Below are 22284 nucleotides of genomic sequence, written 5' to 3' on the forward strand. Positions count from 1 at the left end.
AGGTGCTGTAAGGGCTTTGTTAATCACGATTCAAACCTCACCGACTGATAGTTGGCACGAATAACTACAAACCCAACCATACCAATAGTTAATGATGATAAATGGCGTTTGCCAAGCTTTTGACTAAAGGTGATTTACTTTCCAAGTAGTGACTCGACGCTCCTTACATATGCTTACAATAGGTATGGATAGTAATTGTATGTCATTAAGAATTTTTATTTCACGACGATAACAGCGATACCTATGCAAGTTCGTTTCATGTATACAACGAAAAAGCCCCACCAAATCATGGAGGGGCTCTGAAAGATCATTTTTGTGTACTCAAAAACTTAGTCGACATCTTGGTCGATAGCGTATTTTATCGCGAGACCGCAGATTGCCATCATAACGAATGGGATGGCGGCAGTCGTGTATTCTGCCCATGCCATATCAGCGAATGCTTTTGCCAGTAGTACGTGGCCGAGGATTAACAGAAGTGCACACACAATAGCAACGATAATCAACTTAACTTCGTTACCCATAGTCATTTTCAACATAACGGTATCTCCAATATTTGGTCTATCGATATTGAATCACAACTCGTTGGTCAAGAAGGCGTACAGTTGCATCGGAATCAGTCCGTACAGTTGGAATCATTGTCTTTTTTATGAGTGACTTACGGTTTTACGAGTGCGTAAGTTGATGCGCAAGTTTACCAAGTAAGAGCAGCGCTTGCTCTTTCTCTGCTGTGAGTTCATAAGAGAAGTTCAATCTGATCGCGTTATCTACTCTGCCCTGCTCACTAAACAGATCGCCTGAAGCGACGCTGATCCCCTGAGCAATTGCGAGTTGATGGAATTGTTGGCTATCGAAGTGAGGAGAGAACCGTACCCACACGAAGTAACCACCAGCAGGGTCTTCTATCTCGATGGAATGTGGGAAATATTGCTTAATGACCTCTATAAATCGCTTTTTTCTCATTAGAAGATTTTTACGCAATTTACGAAGGTGATTGTCGTAGCTTTCGTGTGTCAAGAAGTGCGCGACGCCAAGCTGCACAGGAGCACTACTCGACAGCGTAGAAAGAAGCTGAAGTTTTTGAATCGCATCGTTAAAACGCGAACTCACCACCCAACCAACACGATAGCCAGGACATAAACTCTTAGAGTAAGAGCCGCATAGCAACACTAAGTCTGTTTTATCAAATGCTTTTAGCGGTTTAGGTTTATGCCCTTCGAAATATAGGTCGCCGTAAACATCATCTTCGATAATATAAGTCTTGTATTGTTCAGCAACCTCAACCACTCGGCGCTTCGCATCTTCAGACAAACTTGTCCCTGTCGGGTTTTGAAACGTCGTCATCAGCCAACACGCTTTCACATCCTGGTTTTGTAGTGCGCTTTCAAACTGCTCAATATTCAATCCATTGATTGGACAAACATCCACTTCGATAGGGTTGAGTCCTAACCTCTCGACAGCTTGCAGAGCACCATAGAAAGCGGGAGATTCAATCACAACGTAGTCACCGGGCTTGGTTACAGTTTGAAGGCTCAAGTTAAGCGCTTCCATCGCACCAGAAGTAATCACGATATCTTGATGGTTGACGGTAATACCTTGCTGCAGGTAACGTTGAGCGATTTGTCTTCTTAGGGACTCACTGCCCGGTGGCAGATTATTGATCACACTAGCACCTGTCATCTTCCTTCCCGCACTGGCGAGGTTTCGAGTCAAGGTAGGCAAAGGAAAAAGGTCTGGATCTGGGAATGCTGATCCAAAAGGAATAACCCCCTCTGCCGAACTCGATTTCAAAAAGTCGAATAAGCGATCATTAATGGCTTTCTTTTTGTGTACTAACGGCAGTTCATAATCAACGCCGTCCACACGTGGTGCAACAAAGTAGCCCGACTGAGGCTTAGCGATGATCCACCCTTCGCTTTCTAACAATTGGTAGGCTTGTAAGACAGTACTATTGCTGACGCTGTAATTGCGACAACTCATGCGGACGGAAGGGATCTTTTCTCCTGAACGCCACGTGTTGTTCGCTATCTGAGTTCGAATATCCTTTGCAAGCTCTTCATAACGCGCCATCTAATTGTACTACCTAGAGAAATTCTAATAAGCCTGAGATTTTATCACTAACGTTAACAACTATTGCTGCTATCCATATGATTGAGCCTAATTTCTATAATAGTGTGAATTGGTTCACAGATAACTTTGTATGCTTTGCTAAGTTTGTAACCAAGGCGAGAGCCAAGTTCGTTCTACGCCTCTATAATTTGATGTAATCCAAAAAACATGCGAGATAAAAATGAAAAAAATAGAAGCAGACCAGTTAAGTTATAAAGGAGAGTCAAACGGTGTTCATAGTTGGACAACACCGAGTGGCCAGCCATATTACTGGCACCCAGACTGGCTCCATATCGCTGAAGATGCAACAGGCTCACATCCAAAGCAGGAGATCGATGTCGATCAAGACCAAGCACCAACTGAGAAACACGCGGTGTCTGCTATTCTGAAACACCTAAACCAATGGGCATCAGACAAACTAGCATCTCACCCAGACATTGAAACCAACTCAATTGAATCTGAAATCAATCTGAAAAAGTAATTTGATTAGAGGTAAGTAGTCGTCAATCACTCTCGACTTTACTCAAATATATCGACTGAATAGTCTCGTATTTCAACCGGGACTATTCAAGTGTCTTCATAAAAACTGCCGTAATAACACCCATATAGCTAACAATTATCTAACACAAACCAATTTTTTGTATCATTCAACAAAAGCTATCGATAGAATCCCCGACCTTATTCACACTCGCTATACTAGCCATACATACCTACCAACCTCGTGAATTAATGCACAAAATACGTATTCGTAAACTTAGGAATAGTTGCGAGACCTTAAGATGAAAATGAACAAAGGCTTATCGATGGATACTTCAAATTACAATCAATCGCTAACGACTCAATTATACGTCATCGCTGGCGTGCTATTTGGCACCTACGGCAGTCGGGTATGCCCGATGCTCGAAAGCTTAACGACGTTAGAAATTTTCACCCAAGTCAGTAGTGTCTTTATCTTATTGTGGCTAGCGCGTCATTATTTGCTATCGCAACACACCTTAGTCAAACAAGGTCGATTTGCACAACTCGATACTATGTTGTTCTTTGCCGCGAGTATTCCTTTCGCGCTCTACTACAACCTAAGCTACGAATTCACGATAGACAGTAACTTGAAAGTTCTGTTTGGTATGAGTCTATTCGGTTTCTTTACCGGAACCATTCTTCAATTGAAAGCGAAGCTTAGCCAAATAGATGAAATGGAGATGACTGGGCAATTTGACTTCCACCTGATAGGTGAAAGAAGTTCACTGGTTAAACAAATGATTGGTTTGGTCATCGTGCTTCTGGTAACACTGACCACCATGCTGACTATGGTGGCCGTCAAAGACATCTTCTGGCTAGAACACAACCCCAGCCGTTTGCTAGATGGTACGGGCAAGATCAGCGTGATCAAAGAGTTCATTTATTTGGCGGTTGTACTAGGTGGATACGCGATAACCATCATGACTCTATGGAGCCAGCTGATTAGACGTATTCTTCTAAGCCAAGAGCACGCATTAAGTAAAGTAACTAATGGTGAGCCAGGCGTTCGCTTACCTATATTTAGCTACAACGAGCTTGGGTCAATAGCATCTATGACCAATACCATGCTTGATAGCCTCGAAAACGCTCAAGACGAAGTAAAAACCACACGTGACGTCGCGATTGTTAGCTTATCTGCACTAGCTGAATCTCGAGACAATGAAACTGGCGCCCATATTTTACGAACTCAAGAATACGTAAAGGTACTCGCACTGGAGCTCAGCAAATCTGAAGCTCACGCGACCTTATTAACACCCAACTATATCGAGCTGCTTTATAAATCTGCCCCACTGCATGATGTAGGTAAGGTTGGAGTACCTGACAGTGTGCTGCTAAAACCGGGCAAACTGACGGATGAAGAGTTTGAGATAATGAAAGGTCACCCTGCTATTGGCGCCGAAGCGTTATCTATTGCAGAAAAGCAATTGGGAAGCAGTTCTTTCTTAAGAGTCGCGAAAGAGATTTCTCTCACTCACCACGAGAAATGGAACGGCAGCGGTTATCCCAACCAGCTGTCTGGGGAAGATATTCCTCTGTCCGGCCGCTTAATGGCATTGGCCGATGTTTATGACGCATTAATATCGAAGCGAGTCTACAAGCCAGCCTTTACTCATGAGCAAGCGAAACAGATTATCTTGGAAGGTAATGGGACCCATTTTGATCCGCAAGTTGTCCAAGCTTTTCTGGCCGTCGAACAAGAGTTCGTTTCAATTGCCGCGACCTACAAGGATGGAAAAAACATGCAAAGTGAACTTGAACGAGAAAGCTTTGTTGCTCAACCTACTTAGTCTTTTCGAAAACCACTAACTATACAGGCTATACCGGTTACAGTAAGTTATTGGGTGCTACACAGCCGACAATAGTTATATAGGTTAGATCGCAGAGTGATTTTTTGAGTCAGCTTCATTCGAGTGTTAAGTTAAGCGAAACAGGAAGAGTGACTGAGTAAGATTCTATAAAAAACCAGCATATATATGCTGGTTTTTTTGGTTTAGAAGAAACACTATCTTAGTAGTTGCACACCACCAAGAGCTACACCTGGGTTCTTCCCTTTACTATCCAGATTTTCTACTTCATATACCCATTTTAGGGTCGTGGTATCGTCTGGTAAATCAACTTGGTGAATACCGTAGCGGCCTACCTTAGTGCCTCTAGGTACGCTGACTGAAGAAGAACCGATAGAAGGTAAGCTAGACCACTGATTCCCTGATTTTGCTAACGCGCCATCAATAATATTGTCACCAACGCTATATGCCTTCCATACTTCAGTGCCATTCGCGAATAATTTAAGCGTACCTTTTGGTACGTCTTGAGCACCAGTCCAGCCTTTTCCAATAACAGCGGCTCTAAAACGAATGGCCTTCCAGCTTTGTCCGCTTTCAGCTGTAACTGACACTTCAGGCTTTTTATCTTCACCACCAAGGTAGAGGTGACCTTCCCAGTTAGTGATATCGGCAGGGTTTTGTGTCCAACTATGATTAAATTGGTCAGTTGTATTGCCATCATCCCAACCAAACAGACAATCCCCATTCTTAGTGACTGTACATTGAGGGTAATTAGCACCAGAGTTTGCTTCAGCATAACTGAAAGATAAGTTCTGAATACCCGTTTTGAGTGAGTTACGAACAGACCATACTTTTCCGGTTTTACCATCAAAATCAATGCGCCAATATAAAACATCGCTTGCTGGGTCTAGATTGACAGTGTGCGAACCTGAAGCAGCAGAACTAGCACCTGATTGAACTTCTAACCAAGTGCTATTATCTGTACTGGTATACACTTTGTAAGCACTTGATTTAGATACTTTCCAAGTGAACTTATGGTTACCCTTGAATGGGAACGATTGTCCATTATATGGTCGCGGTGTATACGCATACTTTAAGCTATCATTAGCAAGCGCCACCATGTCACCATCAGACAAAGCAAATGAGCGCATCTCGATATTATCAACCAAGATATTACCTGCTTTTTGCTCAGACTTTATATTAGCTGTAGCATCTTTGCCTGCATCCATCCAAGGCTTAGAAATGATCAACCCTTGGCTTGTGCCCGCAGACAAACGGCTACCCGCCCCCCAAACACCCGCATAACCATCAGCCAACTCCATATCATCGCTTTCTTCTTTACTGCGACTGTAGTTGTTAACTAGCGTAGCTTGCTTTCCATTAACCCAAATAGAAACTTTTTGAGTGGTACGATCAACACGCACTGCGACAGTATTCCATTGACTGAGGTTAAGTGCCTCTTTGGTTGTAACAGACACCTTTCTAAGGTCACTTCCACCCGCATAAGCAGCAAGTTGACGCGAAATCATGAACCACTCTAGTGTTCCTTCGTTCGTTAACTTAAGTTGGAACCCATCAACCCAAATGCCCTTACTAACGAGATCAATTGGATGTTCTAGCTTGACTTTAGGTTTCACTTTGAGTGACAAAGTAAAATCGTCTTCACCGAAATCGAAATCATGTCCGTAGTGGAACTTATACTTATAAGATTCCTGAACATCGTTCTCTAGTAAGTTAGATTTTACTGACTCGTAAGCACCTAGTTTTAGTGTTTTCGAATTCGCGTAACCTTGGTTAACCCAAACTTCAGAAACTTCCTGCTTACTCGACTCTTTTACAACAGCAACTTGTCCTGCCAATCCTGTTTGAGCGTTCACCATCCATAAGTCATCAACAGGTGCGTCTTCAAAATCGAAACGAGCATATAGATCTGGAGTCGTAACCTTGACATGAACAACGTCACGATCGAACAGTTTCTTGCCATCAGTAATGATGTAGTGGAACTCATCCTCACCAATAAAGCCTTTTGGTGCTTTATAGGTGACTTTCCCATTTGTGATACTGAGCTCAGCACCTTGTGCCGAGTATTTATCAACGTTGTGGATAGAAATCTTATCGCCATTAGCATCTACGTCATTTTTCATGACATCTAATGCCGTCGTGCTATCACGTTTTACACTAAAGTGGTCAATTTTAGCCGAAGGAGGCAGAGGGTAATCCGCAGGTCCAACAAGATTTCTTCTTAGACGGTTATTTTTATAAATATTGAAATTGATATCGTCAACGTGCGCTTCACCACCTTGAATTCCGTGGCCTTCAGCAGAAGTACTATGCCCTGTGCCTAAGTAGTGCGCGGTTTCATGCAATACAACGCCATCAGCACCAATGATGTCACCTGGAGAGCGAACAATACTTCCGAAGTTTACACCTAGAATCCAGTTACCTTTCAGCCACAACATTCTATGTTTAAGGTCCCAACCTCGCGTTTTTCTTTGTTCATCCCACCATTTTATAGCAGCGACTCTAATGGGTTCATTCTCGTGTTGGTACCCCCAAGTCTTACAAGCGTCATGAGAAGCGCTTTTTTTACAAGTTTGGTAATGGTCGTCCAGATAGCCCCAAGTTTCTATCAACACATCATTGACAGAGAAACGTAACAAAGCATCTCGACTCAAAACATAATCAACCAAGTTAATGTAGTAGTCGACGAGCACCATCGCATCATCCAAGTTGCTATCCGCTTCTTGAACAAACGCTTGGTAAGAGACATGAACTGCCACTTTTACTTTGTGCAGCTGAACTTGCGTTCTGTCTTTAGCAATTAAGTTATCTAAACCCGATGTTGGTGCACTCGGGTGCTCATCTACGGTTTTAATTGCTTTTTGCATGTTGTCTAAAATTGCAGACTGCGGCGTAACCGAAGCTAAGTTTTGAGCTGTTGCTGTTAGCTTCTTAGCGGAAAGACCGCTTATGATGTCCGCTTTTTCAATTGTCCATACTCTTTGACTACCACGGAACGCTGTCACATAGAGTTTATTTTTACTGGTCAGTGCGGCAATAACTTGCGTATTCTCATCACTGGTATCAACACCACGATAAACACGAATCGCTGGCGTATTAATAGTACTGGATGGTGCATTCCCATTAATACGGTGATCCCAAAGATATACTTTCATATCGGGCTCTCTGATCGAGTAACGATGGAGCTCTAACGTACGCTTTTTACCATTAACCGTAATTGCCACTGAAAGATCTGGGGGTGATGCTTTCGTAGGGTTGTAGACCATAGGTTTATGGCCTTCGTTTTTGCTATCTTTGCACCCACCAGCCATGACTACCGCTAGTACCACAAAACATAGACTCAGTATTTTATTCATTCTATGTGGTTCCCTTATATCGACCAGTCTAAAGATGAATAAAAACCATAGTAATAGCAATGAATTACGTTGAACAAAACAACGCCAACGTACAGCCTATCAAAGGACTGTCTTTCAAAAGGGAGCGTGATTTAACTATGTAAATAAAAAAGCCCAGCGTACAAATACGCTGGGCTATTAAAGTTTAAAAGAAAAGTACTACCTTATTAGTTGTACGCCTCCTATAACGGCTCCGGGGGTCATTCCTTTGCTATCTAAGCGTGAGCTTTCATATTCCCATTTGAGCTGTGTGACATTTGCAGGGAGATCAATAAAGTGAACGCCATACATATCAGATTTCACTTTACGAGGTACACTTACTGCATAGGTACCGATAGAGGGGAGTGACGCCCACTCTGTACCTGCTTTAGTCCAAACCTCATCACCGATATTATAAGCTTTCCATACTTCCTTCCCATTTGCATACAGCTTCAGTGTACCTGAAGGGTAATCGTCCGCACCGGTCCAACCTTTGCCCGCCGCAGCTGCTCGAAAACGAACACCAGACCACTCACCGGTTGGAGTATCAACTTGTAAGCTCAACGTTTTTTGTTTACCACCAAGATATATATGGCCTTCCCAGTTAGTAGTCCCGCCGTTGTCAATTGTCCAAGTATTACCATATAAGTCGTTATAACCATTTTGCGTTGCTGGCCAACCAAATAAGCAGGTTACACCTGATTTGACTTCACAATCAGGTATTGCGGCACCGTTACTAATTTCAGAGTGACTGAATGCGACTTCTTGACGACCATTAACTAGATTATTTCGAACCGACCACACTTCGCCGACAGAACCGTTCACGTCGACACGCCAATAAAGCGCCTCATCGGAGGCATTGAGCGCGACAGTATGTGAACCCGAACTACCATTACCAATTTTTTCAGTAGACCAAGACTTTCCATCACGGCTAATCATTAACTTGTAAGCCGATGACTTAGACAATTTCCAGCTCAGTGTTTTGCTTCCTGAGAAAGCAATGCCTTCACCATTATATGGACGCGGTGCATAAGGATACACATAATTGTTGTTGGTCAATTTTGATATCTGATCATCTGTAAGTGCAAATGACCTCAACTCTACGTTATCGATACGCAAATAGCGGCTCTGGCTTTTTTGTAACTCCTGCTTGTGTACTTCGTCCGTATCCCACCATGCTTGCCCGATAGTCAAACCTTGACTGATACTTGACGCTCTTCGGCTACCTCCGCCCCATAAACCAGCATAACCTTTAGGAAAATTAACCTCATTTTGCGCTTCATCGACAAGCGACTGTTTAACCCCATCAACCCATAAGCTTGCTTGATTCGTTGTTCGGTCAACTCGCACAGCAATTGCATGCCATGCGCTATCAGCAGGTAAAGGTGACTCCGTCGTCATTGTTACAATGCGGTAATCAGTACCGCCTTTATGCATAGCGTATTGACGAGACTTCATGTACCACTTTAGTTTTCCATCTTTCAGTAGTCGTAAGTGGTAGCCTTCTCTCTCCATTCCACGGTTAACCAAATTAATGTCATGAGGAAGTCTAGTTCCAACTTTCACTTTCAATGAAACCGTGAAGCTATCATCACCGAGATCAAATGCATGACCGTAATGAGTATTATATTTAAACGACTCAGGTACATCGTATTTGCTTTTGATTGACCTTACCGCTTCATGAGCGCCCAGCGTTAATGTCTTTCCATAGGAATCGTTAGTCACTGATTGTGAGTAATCAACCCAAACATCCTTCCCTGAACGCCAATCACGACTAACATGAAGCTGACTTGCTAGTCCGGTCTGTTCATTAGGAATCCAAAAATCTTCAATCGCGCTTTCAAATCCGAATCTAGCGTACAAACCAGGGCTTGTTACTCTTAAATGAACCTCTTCACGATCATACAATTGTTTTCCATGATGCTTAGTTGAGTCAGTGATTTGATAAAAGAACGAATCTTCTCCCACAAACCCTTTCGGTGGGGTATAGACCAGTTTATCTCCGACGATCTTAACTTGACCGCCTTGAACGGTAAGCGAGTCCACTTTATTTATCGATATCGAATCACCATTTGCATCAAAGTCATTTTTCAACACATCTAATGTTTTCGCTGTATCACGCAACACACCAAAGTGATCAATTTTAGCCGATGGGGGTAACGGGTAATCAGCAGGGCCAACAATCGCTCGTCTGGCTACACGGTTTTTGTAACCGACAAAACCAATATCTCCCACGTGCGCTTCACCACCTTGTGAGGTTTCTTCCTCGCCACCAGTATGGTGCCCCGTACCTAAATAGTGTGAGGTTTCGTGTAAAACAACACCATCCGCTTGAATCAATTGACCCATCGAGCGAACATAAGATCCCCAGTTCACACCAACAACCCCACTGCCTACCAAATCAATCATGCGATGTCGAACATCCCAATGGCGCGTTTTTCTTTGGGCATCCACCCAACGTCGTGTTGCGTTTTTAATTGAGGTATTCTCATTTTGGTAACCCCAGTCTTTACATCTATCGTGACTGCTACTCTTTATACAGTTATTGTAGTGACTCCTTAAATGCCCCCATGTTTCAATAAGAACATCTTGCATAGAGAATCGAATTAACGCATCACGACTATACACATAGTCCACTAAGTTTATGTAGTAATCAGCTAAAACCATAGCATCATCAAAGTTACCGTCAGCTTGCTCTTTAAAAGTCTGGTAACTAATTTGAACAAATGCATTTATCTTACTCAGTTTAATGTCTGACATATTTGTTGGTAAGATATTGTCTAGACCCGAAACTGGGTTATCCGGATTTTTGTCTATTGGCTTAATCGACTTCTGAACCGCATCTAATATACTGTTTTGTCGAGACACAGAAGAAAAGCTAGACTTCAGCGGTTGGATAGTACCCGCTGATTTACCACCAGTTACCGCTGCATCCTTGATCGACCAAACTCGGTGGCTACCACGAAAAGCAGTTACATATAATTTATTTTTAGTGGTAAGAGCCGCTATAACTTGAGTATTCTCATCACTCGTATCAACGCCTCGGTAAACACGAATGTCCGGAGTTTTAATAGTACTCGAAGGGGCGTTCCCGTTAATACGATGATCCCATAGATATACTTTCATATCGGGCTCACGAATAGAGTAACGATTCAGCTCTAACGTACGCTTTTTTCCATTAACAATAATTTCAACAGAAAGCTCTGACGGTGATGCTTTCGTTGGCTTATAGACCATAGGTTTATGGCCTTCATTTTTGCTATCTTTACAGCCCCCAGCAGTGACCACTGCTAAAGCCACGAAAAACAGACTCAGTGTTTTCTTCATTCTAAAGAGTTCCTTCATGTTTACCGCCCTAAACATGAACAAAAACAACATTGTTAGCAATGAATTACGTTAAACAAAACCGCATCGACGCACAGTCATTTCAAATGGAAATGCCGAAAAATTCCATAAATCAAATTTTCGAAGCTGTTGGTTATAAATCGTTTTAATAAATTCTAGGTTTTGAGTTGTAACAACCTTGTATGAAAGGTATAAATACCGGAGTTATTATTACCTCCCTCTCAATTGACATGGATGAAGATTATGTTTGAAAAAGTGTTAGCAGCTCCCGCCGATCCTATTCTCGGCCTTACTGAAGAATTTAAAAAAGACTCTCGTGAAGAGAAAATTAACCTTGGTGTTGGCATCTACAAAAATGAAGCTGGTCAAACACCTGTACTTAAAACAGTAAAGAAAGCAGAAGCTGCACTTCTTGAAAGCGAAAAAACCAAATCTTACCTGACAATTGAAGGTACAGCTGAGTACGGCCTAGCGGTTCAGAAGCTTCTTTTCGGTTCAGACGCAGAGATCGTAACGTCTCAACGCGCGAAAACTGCACAAGCTCCTGGTGGTACTGGTGCACTTCGCGTTGCTGGCGAATTCATTAAGCGCCAACTAGGCGATGCTAAAATCTGGGTCAGTAACCCAACTTGGGCAAACCACAACGGCGTTTTCGCTGCTGCGGGTATCGAAACAGCTCAATACAGCTACTACAACGCTGAAACAAAAGACAAAGACTTCGCAGGCATGGTTGCTGACCTAGAGAAAGCTTCTGAAGGCGACATCGTTCTTCTTCACGGCTGCTGTCATAACCCAACAGGCATCGACCCAACAACTGAAGAGTGGGAAGTACTTGCTAAGCTAGTTGCTGAGAAGAAACTGCTTCCTCTATTCGATTTTGCCTACCAAGGTTTTGCTAAAGGTGTTGAAGAAGATGCAGCTGGCCTGCGCATTTTTGCTCAATACAACAAAGAGATTCTTGTTGCTAGCTCGTTCTCTAAGAACTTCGGCTTGTACAACGAGCGTGTGGGTGCATTCACTCTGGTTGCAGAATCTGCAGACGTAGCAACAACAGCGTTCTCTCAAGTTAAGAGCATCATCCGCTCTATCTACTCTAACCCACCAGCGCACGGCAGTGCTGTCGTTACTCACATCCTTGGTGATGCTGATCTACGTGCTGAATGGGAAGCAGAAGTAGCAGAAATGCGTGACCGTATCCAAGAGATGCGCGAGCTATTCGTAACGACACTGAAATCTGAAGGTGTTGATGCAGACTTCACATTCATCGAGCGCCAAAACGGCATGTTCTCTTTCTCTGGTTTAAGCAAAGAGCAAGTAACTCGCCTGAAAGACGAATTCGCTATCTACATTGTCGGTTCTGGCCGTATCAGCGTAGCGGGCATGACGAAGTCAAATATGGGTCCTCTATGTAAAGGTATCGCTGCGGTTCTTTAATCGAAAAAGAAACCTGCACTTGCAGACCAATAGATATGCAAAAGCCAGCTATTAAGCTGGCTTTTTTGTGTCTGTCTCCTTTATATGTCAGTTTTTAAGACGCTTAGTCTATATATCGCTAACTAATACTCTAGGAAGAACTCTACACCTAGCTCGTTAGTGCGTTCACTACGAATCTTACCTTCGCCATTTCTGTGTTGATAAGAGCCACCAATCGCAAACTTGTTGGTCACGAGATAACGTAAACCCACGTGGTAAATTTCTTCATCAAACAAGTCACTTCGGTTCACTTGCACACTACCGTTAGCAATCCAACGTTTCGCAAAGCCATAGTTGAGTTCGGCTTTTATCCCTTGGATAAACTCCGTGTCTGACGAGCGAGTAATGTTAGTTCCATTATCTTCGACTTCCCCCTTAGTAATACCAAGCAGGTAGTAAGCCACTATATCTAGATCTCGCTTAATACTGTAACGGTACCCAATGCCCGGCATAAGGGTATCCATTCGAGTTGTTGATTCATCTGGGTGAATGAAACGAGCACTGTAGTCACCCAACAATAGCCAATCATCCGTTATCGCATAGCTAATACCTAATCCATAAGATGATGCATTGTTATTGCTGCCTGCATCTTCATTCAAACTTCCCGAATGAGCGGTGGCGTATATATGGTCATAATCCAGAATATCCACACGGTGAGTTTCGGCCCACGAACTTGAAGAAAACATAAAAATTGCAGACACTAAACTAAGTTTCCACTTCGGCATTCCTATCATCCTTTAACTGTCACCCTATTATTTGAAAGATTAGTCTATCCCTAAGACTTTAAAAAGGTTTTAGCTCACAGATTGATTTGTGACGGCAAAATATTATCAAATGTTGTACCATGAAATCATACAAACCAATGGATGATCATTATGGATGCTGAGTTATTAGAGATTCAAAACTTTCTGGCACAATACCCCCCTTTCACAGAACTCCCAGAGGAGATGTTGGCGAAAGTGACCAGTAGCGTCGAAATTTCTTATTACCGCCAAGATACCCCTATCATTCACTTTGGTGATCAGATTAACGACCTTTACATTGTTCGAAGCGGCGAAGTAGAAGTCTATCGTCGTAAAGGTGAGCTCTATAACCGGCTGGATGAGGGACACTTATTTGGCCAAATGGGGCTACTCACCAACAATAAAGTTCGCTTCCCGGTAAAAGCAACAGAAGACACCCTACTCTACTGTATCCCTGAACCTATTTTCCAAGAACTCTACGACAACTATGATTCATTCGCTGACTTTGTCGAAGTAGAAGATAATGCGCGACTGCGTCAGGCTAACTCAGACAGCAACGACGCTAACGATCTAACCACGTCAAAGGTAAAGACGCTGCTGACTAGCGAAGCGCCAATGATCGAAAAAACACGAACCATCCAACAAGCTGCTACCATGATGGCACACGATAATGTTTCATCTTTGCTGATCATCGACCCGGATATTGTTGAAGATGATGAAGACGATTCGACGCCCGTTATTGGCATCATTACCGACCGTGATCTGTGTACCCGAGTTTTAGCAGAAGGACTCGATCCATCGGATGAAGTATCAAGTGTAATGACAGCAGAGGTTATCTCGCTCGATCATAATGCCTATGTCTACGAAGCCATGATGACCATGCTTCGCTACAACGTGCATCACCTACCAGTACTAAAAGATAAGAAGCCTATTGGTATTATTGAAGCGACCGATATTGTACGTTACGAGTCTCAAAACTCGCTGTTATTGGTAAGCAGCATCTTCCAACAGCAAAGCATCGAAGATCTTAAAGTCCTTTCTGAGCAAGTAAAAGACAGCTTTGTGCGCTTGGTTAACGAAGACGCCAACGCCCACATGGTGGGTACCGCAATGTCGGTAATTGGCCGTAGCTTTAAACAACGAATTATTGAACTAGCCGAAGATAAACTCGGTAAAGCGCCGATCCCTTATTGTTTCCTCGCGCTCGGCTCGATGGGGCGTGATGAGCAGCTGCTCGTTACTGACCAAGATAACGCCATTATTCTTGATGATACCTACGATGAGAAAAAGCACGGTAAGTACTTTGAAGAGCTGTCGACCTTCATTTGTGATGGCTTAGACCAATGTGGCTATGTGTACTGTACCGGTGACATCATGGCCACTAACCCAACTTGGCGTATGACACGTCGACAATGGGAAGAATGCTTCGCTGATTGGATTGATGATCCAAACCCGAAAGCACTACTGAACGCCTCTATCTTCTTTGATTTAGATGGTGTTTATGGCCGCTTAAAATGGGCAGAACAGTTAAATAGTTTTATTGTAAGACGTGCGCGTAAGAACAACCGTTTCTTGGCGTGTCTTGCTCGTAACGCACTCAACCGAACACCGCCTCTGGGTTTCTTTAAAGATTTCGTAATGGAGAAAGATGGTCGTCATAACAACTCGATCAATCTTAAACGTCGTGGTACCGCACCACTTGCCGATCTAATCCGTGTTCACTCTTTAGCAGTCGCATCTCGCTCTAAGAACTCATTCGAACGTTTAGATGACATTATCGACGCAGGTATTTTGCCAAAAGGTCGAGCTCAAGACTTGAAAGATGCGATGGAATTTATCTCTTTAGTTCGTATTCGCCACCAAGCACACGATGTCGACAACAACATCGAACCGGATAACAACATCGAACCAGAGAACCTTTCTGACTTCGAGCGACGTAATCTAAAGGATGCATTCCAAATATTAAGCAATGCACAGAACTTTCTTAAGTTCCGTTATCAAGCCAGCAATAAGTTTAAGTAGGCGCTATGAACAAACTATTCAGATCCCCAGCGGTTGATTGGCCATTTAAGTTTGCTCAGAAGCTCGAACGAGCGAGAGATGAACGCTTGAAGCAATTTTATAGCCAGCCTCTTCCTGCACCTGATACGCCATTATCAGAAGTGACTTTCTTAGCTGTCGACTTTGAGACAACGGGTTTAAACCCAAACAAAGATGGCATCATTACCATTGGTCTAGTTCCGTTTACGCTAAATCGAATCTACCTAAGACAAGCCAAGCACTGGACCCTGAGACCAAAGCAGAAATTGGAAGAAGACTCGGTTGTTATCCATGGCATCACTCACAACGACATCATTGATGCGCCAGACTTAAGTGAAGTATTAGATGAGATCTTAGAATCAATGGGCGGCCATATCCCAGTCGTTCATTATCGCCGCATCGAGCGTGATTTCTTGGATAACGCGTTGAAGGTCAGATTAGGTGAAGGAATTGAGTTTCCAGTCCTCGACACGCTCGAGATTGAATCTCAAATCCAAAACAAACTGGCCGGCGGTCTATGGAATAAGCTAAAAGGTAAGAAGCCTGCGTCAGTAAGGCTTGGTCAGAGCCGTCGTAGATACCACTTGCCTGACTATACTCCGCATCATGCGTTAACTGATGCGATTGCGACAGCGGAGCTTCTACAAGCACAGATTGCGCACCATTTTAGCCCTGATATGCCTGTTAAAGATTTCTGGTTATAGCTAGATAAACTAGTCGCTGTTAGTTACTGACTAATAAGTGCTCACCTCAGAACTAAAAACGCTCACATCTTCTAGATAGTGAGCGTTTTGTTTTGCGCATGATTGTCTTTTAAGCATGAATAGAAAGTCTACTCGGCTGTCGGGCCAACCAATCTCATTTCCCAACCTTCAACTTCGCCAGTTTGAAGTCGACGTTCTACGAGCGAGCCCCAAGATTCCACTAGAGGCAGCTCCGCCAATTCTCTAAGCTCTTGTTTATCCAAACAACCCGTGAACACCGCACCCATAACCCGGCTTAACGGCCATTCTGGGTAAGGTCTTTCACACAGGATAATCTCGTCGCCGGAGCCGATATCACCCTCTTCCAAAACACGGAAGTACCAGCCAGTTCGAAGGGTGTCTTGTAGCCTTTTCGCCATATCATTTTGATCGAATCGTACATTGAGCTTCCAACAAGGCATACGACCTTGTGAAACTTCCAGCAAGGTTGAACCAATTCGAATCTTATCTTTTAAACAAATGGAAGCTTCAGTCACCCCACTTGAACTTATGTTCTCACCAAATGCACCTTCAGATTGGAAGATTGCTTTGTCGCCCAACTCCTCCTGCCAAATTAAGTAGTGCTCGCTTGGGTAGATATGAAGGGCTTTCCGAATACCACCATGAAAGCGAGGGTCGCCTTGCTCATCGTTAATAAATCCAAGCTCAGTGGTGTATTGGCGCTCAGATAAAACCTGCTTATTGATAGCACTCTGTGTACCGTGAGCAAAAGCAACAACCTTACCGCCCAAAACACTGTTTACTGTACCTAACTTCTTCATACCCTTCCTTTTCAGCAAGTAAAAAAAGAGGAGCTTTCGCTCCTCTTATTGTGAAATACGCCTTAATTAAGCGTACTTCTCTTCGAAATCTTTCATGAAGCTAACCAGTGCTTGAACGCCTTCCAGAGACATTGCGTTGTAAAGTGAAGCTCTCATTCCACCTACTGCTCTATGACCTTTTAGCGATTTCAGACCTGCGGCATCAGCCAATTCTAGGAACTTGCCATCTAACTCAGGTTTCGCCAGTTGGAACGGCACGTTCATTCTAGAACGGTTTGCAGTGTGAACATCGTTTTTGTAGAAAGCTGAGCTATCAATTGCACCGTAAAGCAACGCTGCTTTCTCTTTATTCACCAACTCCATCGCTTCAACGCCACCTTGAGCTTTCAGCCACTTGAACACAAGGCCTGATAGGTACCAAGCGTACGTTGGTGGTGTGTTGAACATTGAGTCTTTTTCAGCAAGTACTTTGTAGTTCAGAATACTCGGCAACACGTCGTTTGCGAGTTCGAGTAGATCATCACGTACGATTGCAATGCAGATACCGGCTGGGCCAATATTCTTTTGTGCGCCCGCGTAGATAACACCGTACTGAGACACGTCAATCTTACGAGACAGAATGTTAGATGACATGTCCGCTACGATTGGCTTATCCGTTTGAGGAAGTTCGCTGATTTCAATACCATCGATGGTTTCGTTCGGACAGAAATGTACATACGCCGCTTCCGGGTCGATTTTCCAATCTTTAGCTGGAACAACCGCTGCTTTGCCATCAATTGACGTCTTCGCGTTGAATACATCGATTTCGCAATATTTGCTCGCTTCAGTCACTGCACTTTCTGCCCAGTAACCCGCATCAATGTAAGTCGCTTTCGTCGCGTCACCTAAAAGGTTTAGAGGAACAGCAGCGAATTGAGCACGAGCGCCCCCCTGACAGAAAAGAACTTTGTAGTTGTCTGGGATGTTCAGAAGATCACGTAGGTCCTGTTCGGACTCGTCAGCAACTTGAATAAATTCCTTGCTGCGATGGCTGATTTCCATCACGGAAGTCCCTAAACCATTCCAATCAATAAAGTCCGCCTGCGCTTGTTTCATTACCGGTTTAGGCAGTGCAGCTGGGCCAGCACTGAAGTTGAATACGTTATCTAATGTAAGTTCCATGGGGATGATTGCTCCTGCTAAATAATAACTACGCAAGTAATACCATGTTTTACCCAACATAAAAACAACAAAAGAGGTCTTAAGACCTCTTTTGTTTTGTACCGTATAAAATGTTTAAGCTTAACCTGCTAAATCACCCTATCAGTATTCAAGCCTGTTCTGTTTATTGAACAAAAACCGGCATAAGTAGAGCGATTAATGGAATTTCTTGTCCATTTTCGAACACTAGGTTTCCATTTTCTAAGTCAGCGCTGATTTCATAACCACTTTCTGTTTCCTTGATCATTTCCATCACAAGCAATTCATCGATACCTTCACGGATGAATGGGTACTCTTCAACAAGCTCATTTGAGAAGCTAGAGTGAACGTTACCCGTTAATGCCGGCATGATCATCGAAGGGTTGCTGCTGATGTTTTCTGTCCCTTCCGGTACGCTCACCAACCACTTAGATTCGAACTGTCCTTTACCTAGCTCTAGTGACATGTTGTTCATTGAAAGGTCGAAACCTTTAGTAAACAGGATATCGATAAATGGAATGATCTCTGCAACGTCTTCTTGCGTCATCACAGGATTAGATTGGTAAATCTCAAAGATTTTCTCAAACGACTCGCTATCCAGCTTCGACATTTCAAAATCGACGTTTAGGTTGTTCAACTGGCCTTCATTGGTCTCGATGTTTGCGATATCCAACTTGAGGTTGCTGCGCAGACGCTTAGTAGCTTCATCTAGATGTGATTCAAAATCGTACTTAGAGTTTTCAATGGTCATGAAAGGCTGCATTGCAGAGTCTGAAACCAAGAAGCTATCGATAGTAAAATTCTGAGTACCTAACCAGTAGCCTTTCGCTTGTTGGCCTGAACCCACACCTTTCAGATTAGACAGCGTTACCTCTTCACCGGTTTCAAAATCAATTTGAACTGAAGGGATTGAAAGCTCGTAATCAACTTGGCCTAAAACAGTCGCATGGCCAGAAAGATTCGATTTAGTGATCGATACCGACGTACCATTCTCATCAGAACCTTGATGATTGAACTGGCTTAACTCGAAGTTAAAGTCAGTGTTGCCGTTTAGCTCAGTACTAGTCGTCAGAGTTAAAGGCAGAATATCGGTATTCTCAAACGTCGACAGTGCATTTAGGCTCACCAAACCATGGCTAACCGCACTATTGATGACAAACTCACTCGGTAGCCCATCAATCGCAAGTTGCTCTTTCAGGTTTTCATCCGTAACAGTTAAACGAGTGGTTACGTTGGAAGACAAGTAACCTCTATCGTATTCCACGATCTCAGCTTGAATGCTTGAATTGTTAAGCTTTGCAACGCCATCGGTAATAGCATTTTGTCCAATTTGGCCAACCGCTAGTGGCCAACAAAGTGCCAATGAGATTGCGCCGCCAATTGCACCAATTTTTCTTAACTGTTCCATGAGTTCTCTTTCTACACGTGTCTGTTTTTTTTAGTCTAACCCATCAGTAGCAAACAAGAAACATTGAGTTAAATCAGTCTATTGCTCGATACTTCGATTGCCTCAATAAATTAGCGGCTAGCTCTCATCCTTATTAGGCGATTCTTGCTAGGCTTGAGACGTCGCTACTATTAAGGTTGAGCTGTGAATCAATACGCTGTTATCTGTTTGGACAATAATCCGGTTAGCATTGAAAGAATACGTTCGGAGCTGGCTCCGTTGGCTTCTGTATTCGATATTTATACTGCCGAGAACATAGAAGACGCACATCACGCATTAGAAGATATTCATGATCACAACCAAACCGTAGCCTTGGTGATCACTCATCATCATTCTGAATTTAATGGCGTGCAATTTCTGATTGAACTCGAACAGCTGCCCCATAGTAATACCGCAAGAACGATATTAGTCAGCGCTTCGTCAGACATTCAATCCATTCTAACCGCTGTAAATGAAGGCAGGCTCAACCACTGTCTAACCAAGCCGGTTCAAGATCAGGTTCTATTCAAATCAGCGCAAAAAGAGCTGACTTCTTTTGTTATCCAATACGACTCAGAAAACCTGTTGTCTTACAGCGACGCACTCGACCAGCAGCGCTTACTCAGAGCGCACATTGAACAAAAGATTCACTCTTTCCAATCGGGTTTCATTCACGATTACCACCAGCTTTCGGATAACGCCCTTGCAGAGCGTGTCGTCAGTGCCTTACAAGAAGTGTTTTCAAAAGATGATAAAACCAAGGCCATTCGTGACTATTCCCCCGAGCATTTGCTCACTGTGGAAGGCGAAGACAATCGCTTTTTATGGCTGATCATTGAGGGTGAAGCGGCTCTTTATAAGAAAGATGAACTTGGGCAACAACGGGAAGTGGTACGTCACTCCAAGGGGAACATTGTCGGCGGGATGTCATTTGTGACAGGTGAGCCTTCGTTTTCTACCGCGATCACCCTAACGCAAACACGCGTTATCAAGCTGGATAAAGATAGCTTTGCTCAGGTGATGCATTCAAACAATACCCTGCTGCCTTTATTTACCAATCTATTGCTTCGTCATTTCAATAGACGTTTGCAACGCAGCATCACCAATAAGATCAAACTCCAGCAAACACTGGAATCGTTAGAATCAGCCCATCAACAACTGATCGAAAAAGAGAAAATGGCGATGCTTGGGCAGCTAGTCGCGGGAGTCGCACATGAGCTAAATAACCCGATTGCAGCCATATTAAGAAGCATCGAAACTCTGTCAGAACATCTCGACCAGATATTGGCAAACCTATCCGTTCCAGAGTCCAATAAAGGGACTGACGTACTGGCACATTCAAAGTTAGCTAAGCCACTATCGACGGCTCAAGAAAGACTGCTCGTAAAGCATCTTACGTCGACGATTGATGACCGTGCTTTAGCAAAAAAAGCCGTGAGACTAAACCTAAGCCAAGACTCTAAGGTTTTAGACACATTAAAAGAGTCCCCTGTCGCAGGCAAAGAGCTGCTCAATGACTTAGAACATTACCACTATGTTGGAAACTCTATCCGCTCAATTCAAGTGTGCAGCAAGCGTATTGCCGATATGGTCAAAAGCCTAAAAAGCTATGCTAGAGAAGATGAAGAAGTTCGCCACTACACAGATATACACGAAGGGCTTGAAGATACCTTAGTGATCTTCGAAAACAGGCTTAAACATCACCAACTCGAAAAGCATTACGACACCGACTTACCGCCTTTATTGTGCCAGTCGCTCTCGCTACAACAAGTATGGACCAACCTTATCTCCAATGCACTCGATGCCCTTTCTGAACGAGGGAGAGTGTCCATTACTACCTCTCAACAGACAAAAGGCGACGACGCGTTTCTTGTGGTGCAAATCTCCGATACTGGCCACGGCATTGCCAAAGAAGACATCAACACCATTTTCTACCCAAATTTCACGACCAAAAAAGAAGGCAACTTTGGTTTAGGGATTGGGTTATCCATTTCTCAACAAATTGTTTCGGCTCATCAAGGGTTTATTTTGGTGGAGTCAGAGGTAGGCAGTCATACAAACATGCAAGTGTGGCTTCCATTCAAACAAGAAGGAGCACCTCATGAATAAGTACCTAATTTTATGTGTTGATGATGAACCTGAAGTTCTCAATAGTGTCCTTCAGGACTTGGCGATATTTGAAGAGAACTTTCTGGTTGAAGGTGCTGAGTCTGTCGATGAAGCCAAGCAAGTCATCAAAGAAATGGGACAAGATGGTATTAAGCTCGCTTTAATCTTGTGCGACCACATCATGCCAGAAAAGACCGGCATCGATTTTCTGATCGAACTCAACCAACACGACGCGACTAAACCAACGCGTAAGCTGTTGCTCACCGGGCAAGCTGGGCTAGAAGATACCGTCACGGCCATTAACAACGCAGCACTTGATTTCTATATTTCAAAACCTTGGCAAGGCGACCAACTGAGAGACACGATTACTCAACAATTGACTGACTATGTCATTGCAAACGACAAGCAGTTGTTAAACTGGACTTCCATTTTAGATACTGAGCGAATACTGACATCAATGTCAGACAGGCGAACTAGTTTCAGTGAATAGCGATAGGTTGGTAAATAGAGGTTGTTTGCTGAATAGTGATTAGATGATGAATAGCGATTAGTTAGTCGCGATGCATCTTTGACACTAAGTGTATTTAGGGCGTGTTGATCTTTGCTGTACATTTCGCGTTCAACAATACATCGGTAGCCA

At 43.4% G+C, this 22284-nt stretch carries 15 protein-coding genes; 7 read left to right on the plus strand and 8 right to left on the minus strand.

Going from position 1 to position 22284, the window contains the following annotated elements; all coding sequences use genetic code 11:
* Positions 1–329: 329 nt before the first annotated feature.
* Together AB6C75_RS08315 and AB6C75_RS08320 are read right to left on the minus strand one after the other, a co-directional pair.
* The gene (locus AB6C75_RS08315; RefSeq protein ID WP_004734707.1) at positions 330–536 is read right to left on the minus strand and encodes a hypothetical protein; all 207 of its coding nucleotides are present in this window, start codon (positions 534–536) and stop codon (positions 330–332) included.
* Between the two features lie 127 nt (positions 537–663).
* A complete protein-coding gene (locus AB6C75_RS08320; RefSeq protein ID WP_372049768.1) occupies positions 664–2067 on the minus strand; it encodes a PLP-dependent aminotransferase family protein in 1404 nt (467 codons plus the stop codon).
* A gap of 220 nt (positions 2068–2287) precedes the next feature.
* Here AB6C75_RS08320 and AB6C75_RS08325 point away from each other — a divergent pair, with 220 nt between their 5' ends.
* Both AB6C75_RS08325 and AB6C75_RS08330 read left to right on the plus strand, forming a co-directional pair.
* Positions 2288–2587 carry a hypothetical protein gene (locus tag AB6C75_RS08325; RefSeq protein WP_009847048.1) on the plus strand — a complete coding sequence of 100 codons (300 nt, stop codon included), beginning with the start codon at positions 2288–2290 and terminating at the stop codon, positions 2585–2587.
* A 298-nt stretch (positions 2588–2885) separates the two neighbouring features.
* On the plus strand, positions 2886–4412 hold the full coding sequence (locus tag AB6C75_RS08330) for an HD-GYP domain-containing protein (protein WP_372107541.1): 1527 nt from the start codon (positions 2886–2888) through the stop codon (positions 4410–4412).
* A 215-nt stretch (positions 4413–4627) separates the two neighbouring features.
* On the opposite strand, the gene AB6C75_RS08335 is transcribed toward AB6C75_RS08330, so the two are convergent.
* Positions 4628–7786 (minus strand): Ig-like domain-containing protein, encoded by a 3159-nt coding sequence (locus AB6C75_RS08335; protein ID WP_372107542.1) that lies wholly within the window; start codon positions 7784–7786, stop codon positions 4628–4630.
* Positions 7787–7984: 198 nt separating this feature from the next.
* Positions 7985–11131 carry an Ig-like domain-containing protein gene (locus AB6C75_RS08340; protein WP_372107543.1) on the minus strand — a complete coding sequence of 1049 codons (3147 nt, stop codon included), beginning with the start codon at positions 11129–11131 and terminating at the stop codon, positions 7985–7987.
* A gap of 261 nt (positions 11132–11392) precedes the next feature.
* On the opposite strand from AB6C75_RS08340, the gene AB6C75_RS08345 reads away from it, so the two are divergent.
* On the plus strand, positions 11393–12583 hold the full coding sequence (locus AB6C75_RS08345; protein WP_372107544.1) for an amino acid aminotransferase: 1191 nt from the start codon (positions 11393–11395) through the stop codon (positions 12581–12583).
* Between the two features lie 122 nt (positions 12584–12705).
* Here AB6C75_RS08345 and AB6C75_RS08350 read toward each other — a convergent pair whose 3' ends face one another.
* A complete protein-coding gene (locus AB6C75_RS08350; protein ID WP_009847052.1) occupies positions 12706–13347 on the minus strand; it encodes an outer membrane beta-barrel protein in 642 nt (213 codons plus the stop codon).
* 150 nt (positions 13348–13497) lie between these two features.
* On the opposite strand from AB6C75_RS08350, the gene AB6C75_RS08355 reads away from it, so the two are divergent.
* Positions 13498–15387: a DUF294 nucleotidyltransferase-like domain-containing protein gene (locus AB6C75_RS08355; protein WP_372107545.1), complete on the plus strand. Its 1890-nt coding sequence runs from the start codon at positions 13498–13500 to the stop codon at positions 15385–15387.
* Between the two features lie 5 nt (positions 15388–15392).
* Positions 15393–16109: a 3'-5' exonuclease gene (locus AB6C75_RS08360; protein WP_012604226.1), complete on the plus strand. Its 717-nt coding sequence runs from the start codon at positions 15393–15395 to the stop codon at positions 16107–16109.
* A 128-nt stretch (positions 16110–16237) separates the two neighbouring features.
* On the opposite strand, the gene AB6C75_RS08365 is transcribed toward AB6C75_RS08360, so the two are convergent.
* The 3 genes from AB6C75_RS08365 to AB6C75_RS08375 form a co-directional block, all read right to left on the minus strand.
* The gene (locus AB6C75_RS08365) at positions 16238–16930 is read right to left on the minus strand and encodes an MOSC domain-containing protein (RefSeq protein WP_372107546.1); all 693 of its coding nucleotides are present in this window, start codon (positions 16928–16930) and stop codon (positions 16238–16240) included.
* Positions 16931–16996: 66 nt separating this feature from the next.
* On the minus strand, positions 16997–18091 hold the full coding sequence (gene serC, locus AB6C75_RS08370) for a 3-phosphoserine/phosphohydroxythreonine transaminase (RefSeq protein ID WP_048611612.1): 1095 nt from the start codon (positions 18089–18091) through the stop codon (positions 16997–16999).
* Positions 18092–18254: 163 nt separating this feature from the next.
* On the minus strand, positions 18255–19517 hold the full coding sequence (locus tag AB6C75_RS08375) for a DUF945 family protein (RefSeq protein ID WP_372107547.1): 1263 nt from the start codon (positions 19515–19517) through the stop codon (positions 18255–18257).
* 183 nt (positions 19518–19700) lie between these two features.
* Between AB6C75_RS08375 and AB6C75_RS08380 the strand changes: the two genes are divergently transcribed.
* Together AB6C75_RS08380 and AB6C75_RS08385 are read left to right on the plus strand one after the other, a co-directional pair.
* Positions 19701–21644 carry an ATP-binding protein gene (locus AB6C75_RS08380; protein WP_372107548.1) on the plus strand — a complete coding sequence of 648 codons (1944 nt, stop codon included), beginning with the start codon at positions 19701–19703 and terminating at the stop codon, positions 21642–21644.
* Positions 21637–22134, plus strand: a complete 498-nt coding sequence (locus AB6C75_RS08385; RefSeq protein WP_372107549.1) for a response regulator — start codon at positions 21637–21639, stop codon at positions 22132–22134. Before AB6C75_RS08380 ends, AB6C75_RS08385 begins: the two co-directional genes overlap by 8 nt.
* Positions 22135–22284 lie beyond the last annotated feature (150 nt).

The organism is Vibrio sp. 10N.237.312.B06, assembly GCF_041464685.1.
GTDB classification, from domain to species: domain Bacteria; phylum Pseudomonadota; class Gammaproteobacteria; order Enterobacterales; family Vibrionaceae; genus Vibrio; species Vibrio tasmaniensis_A.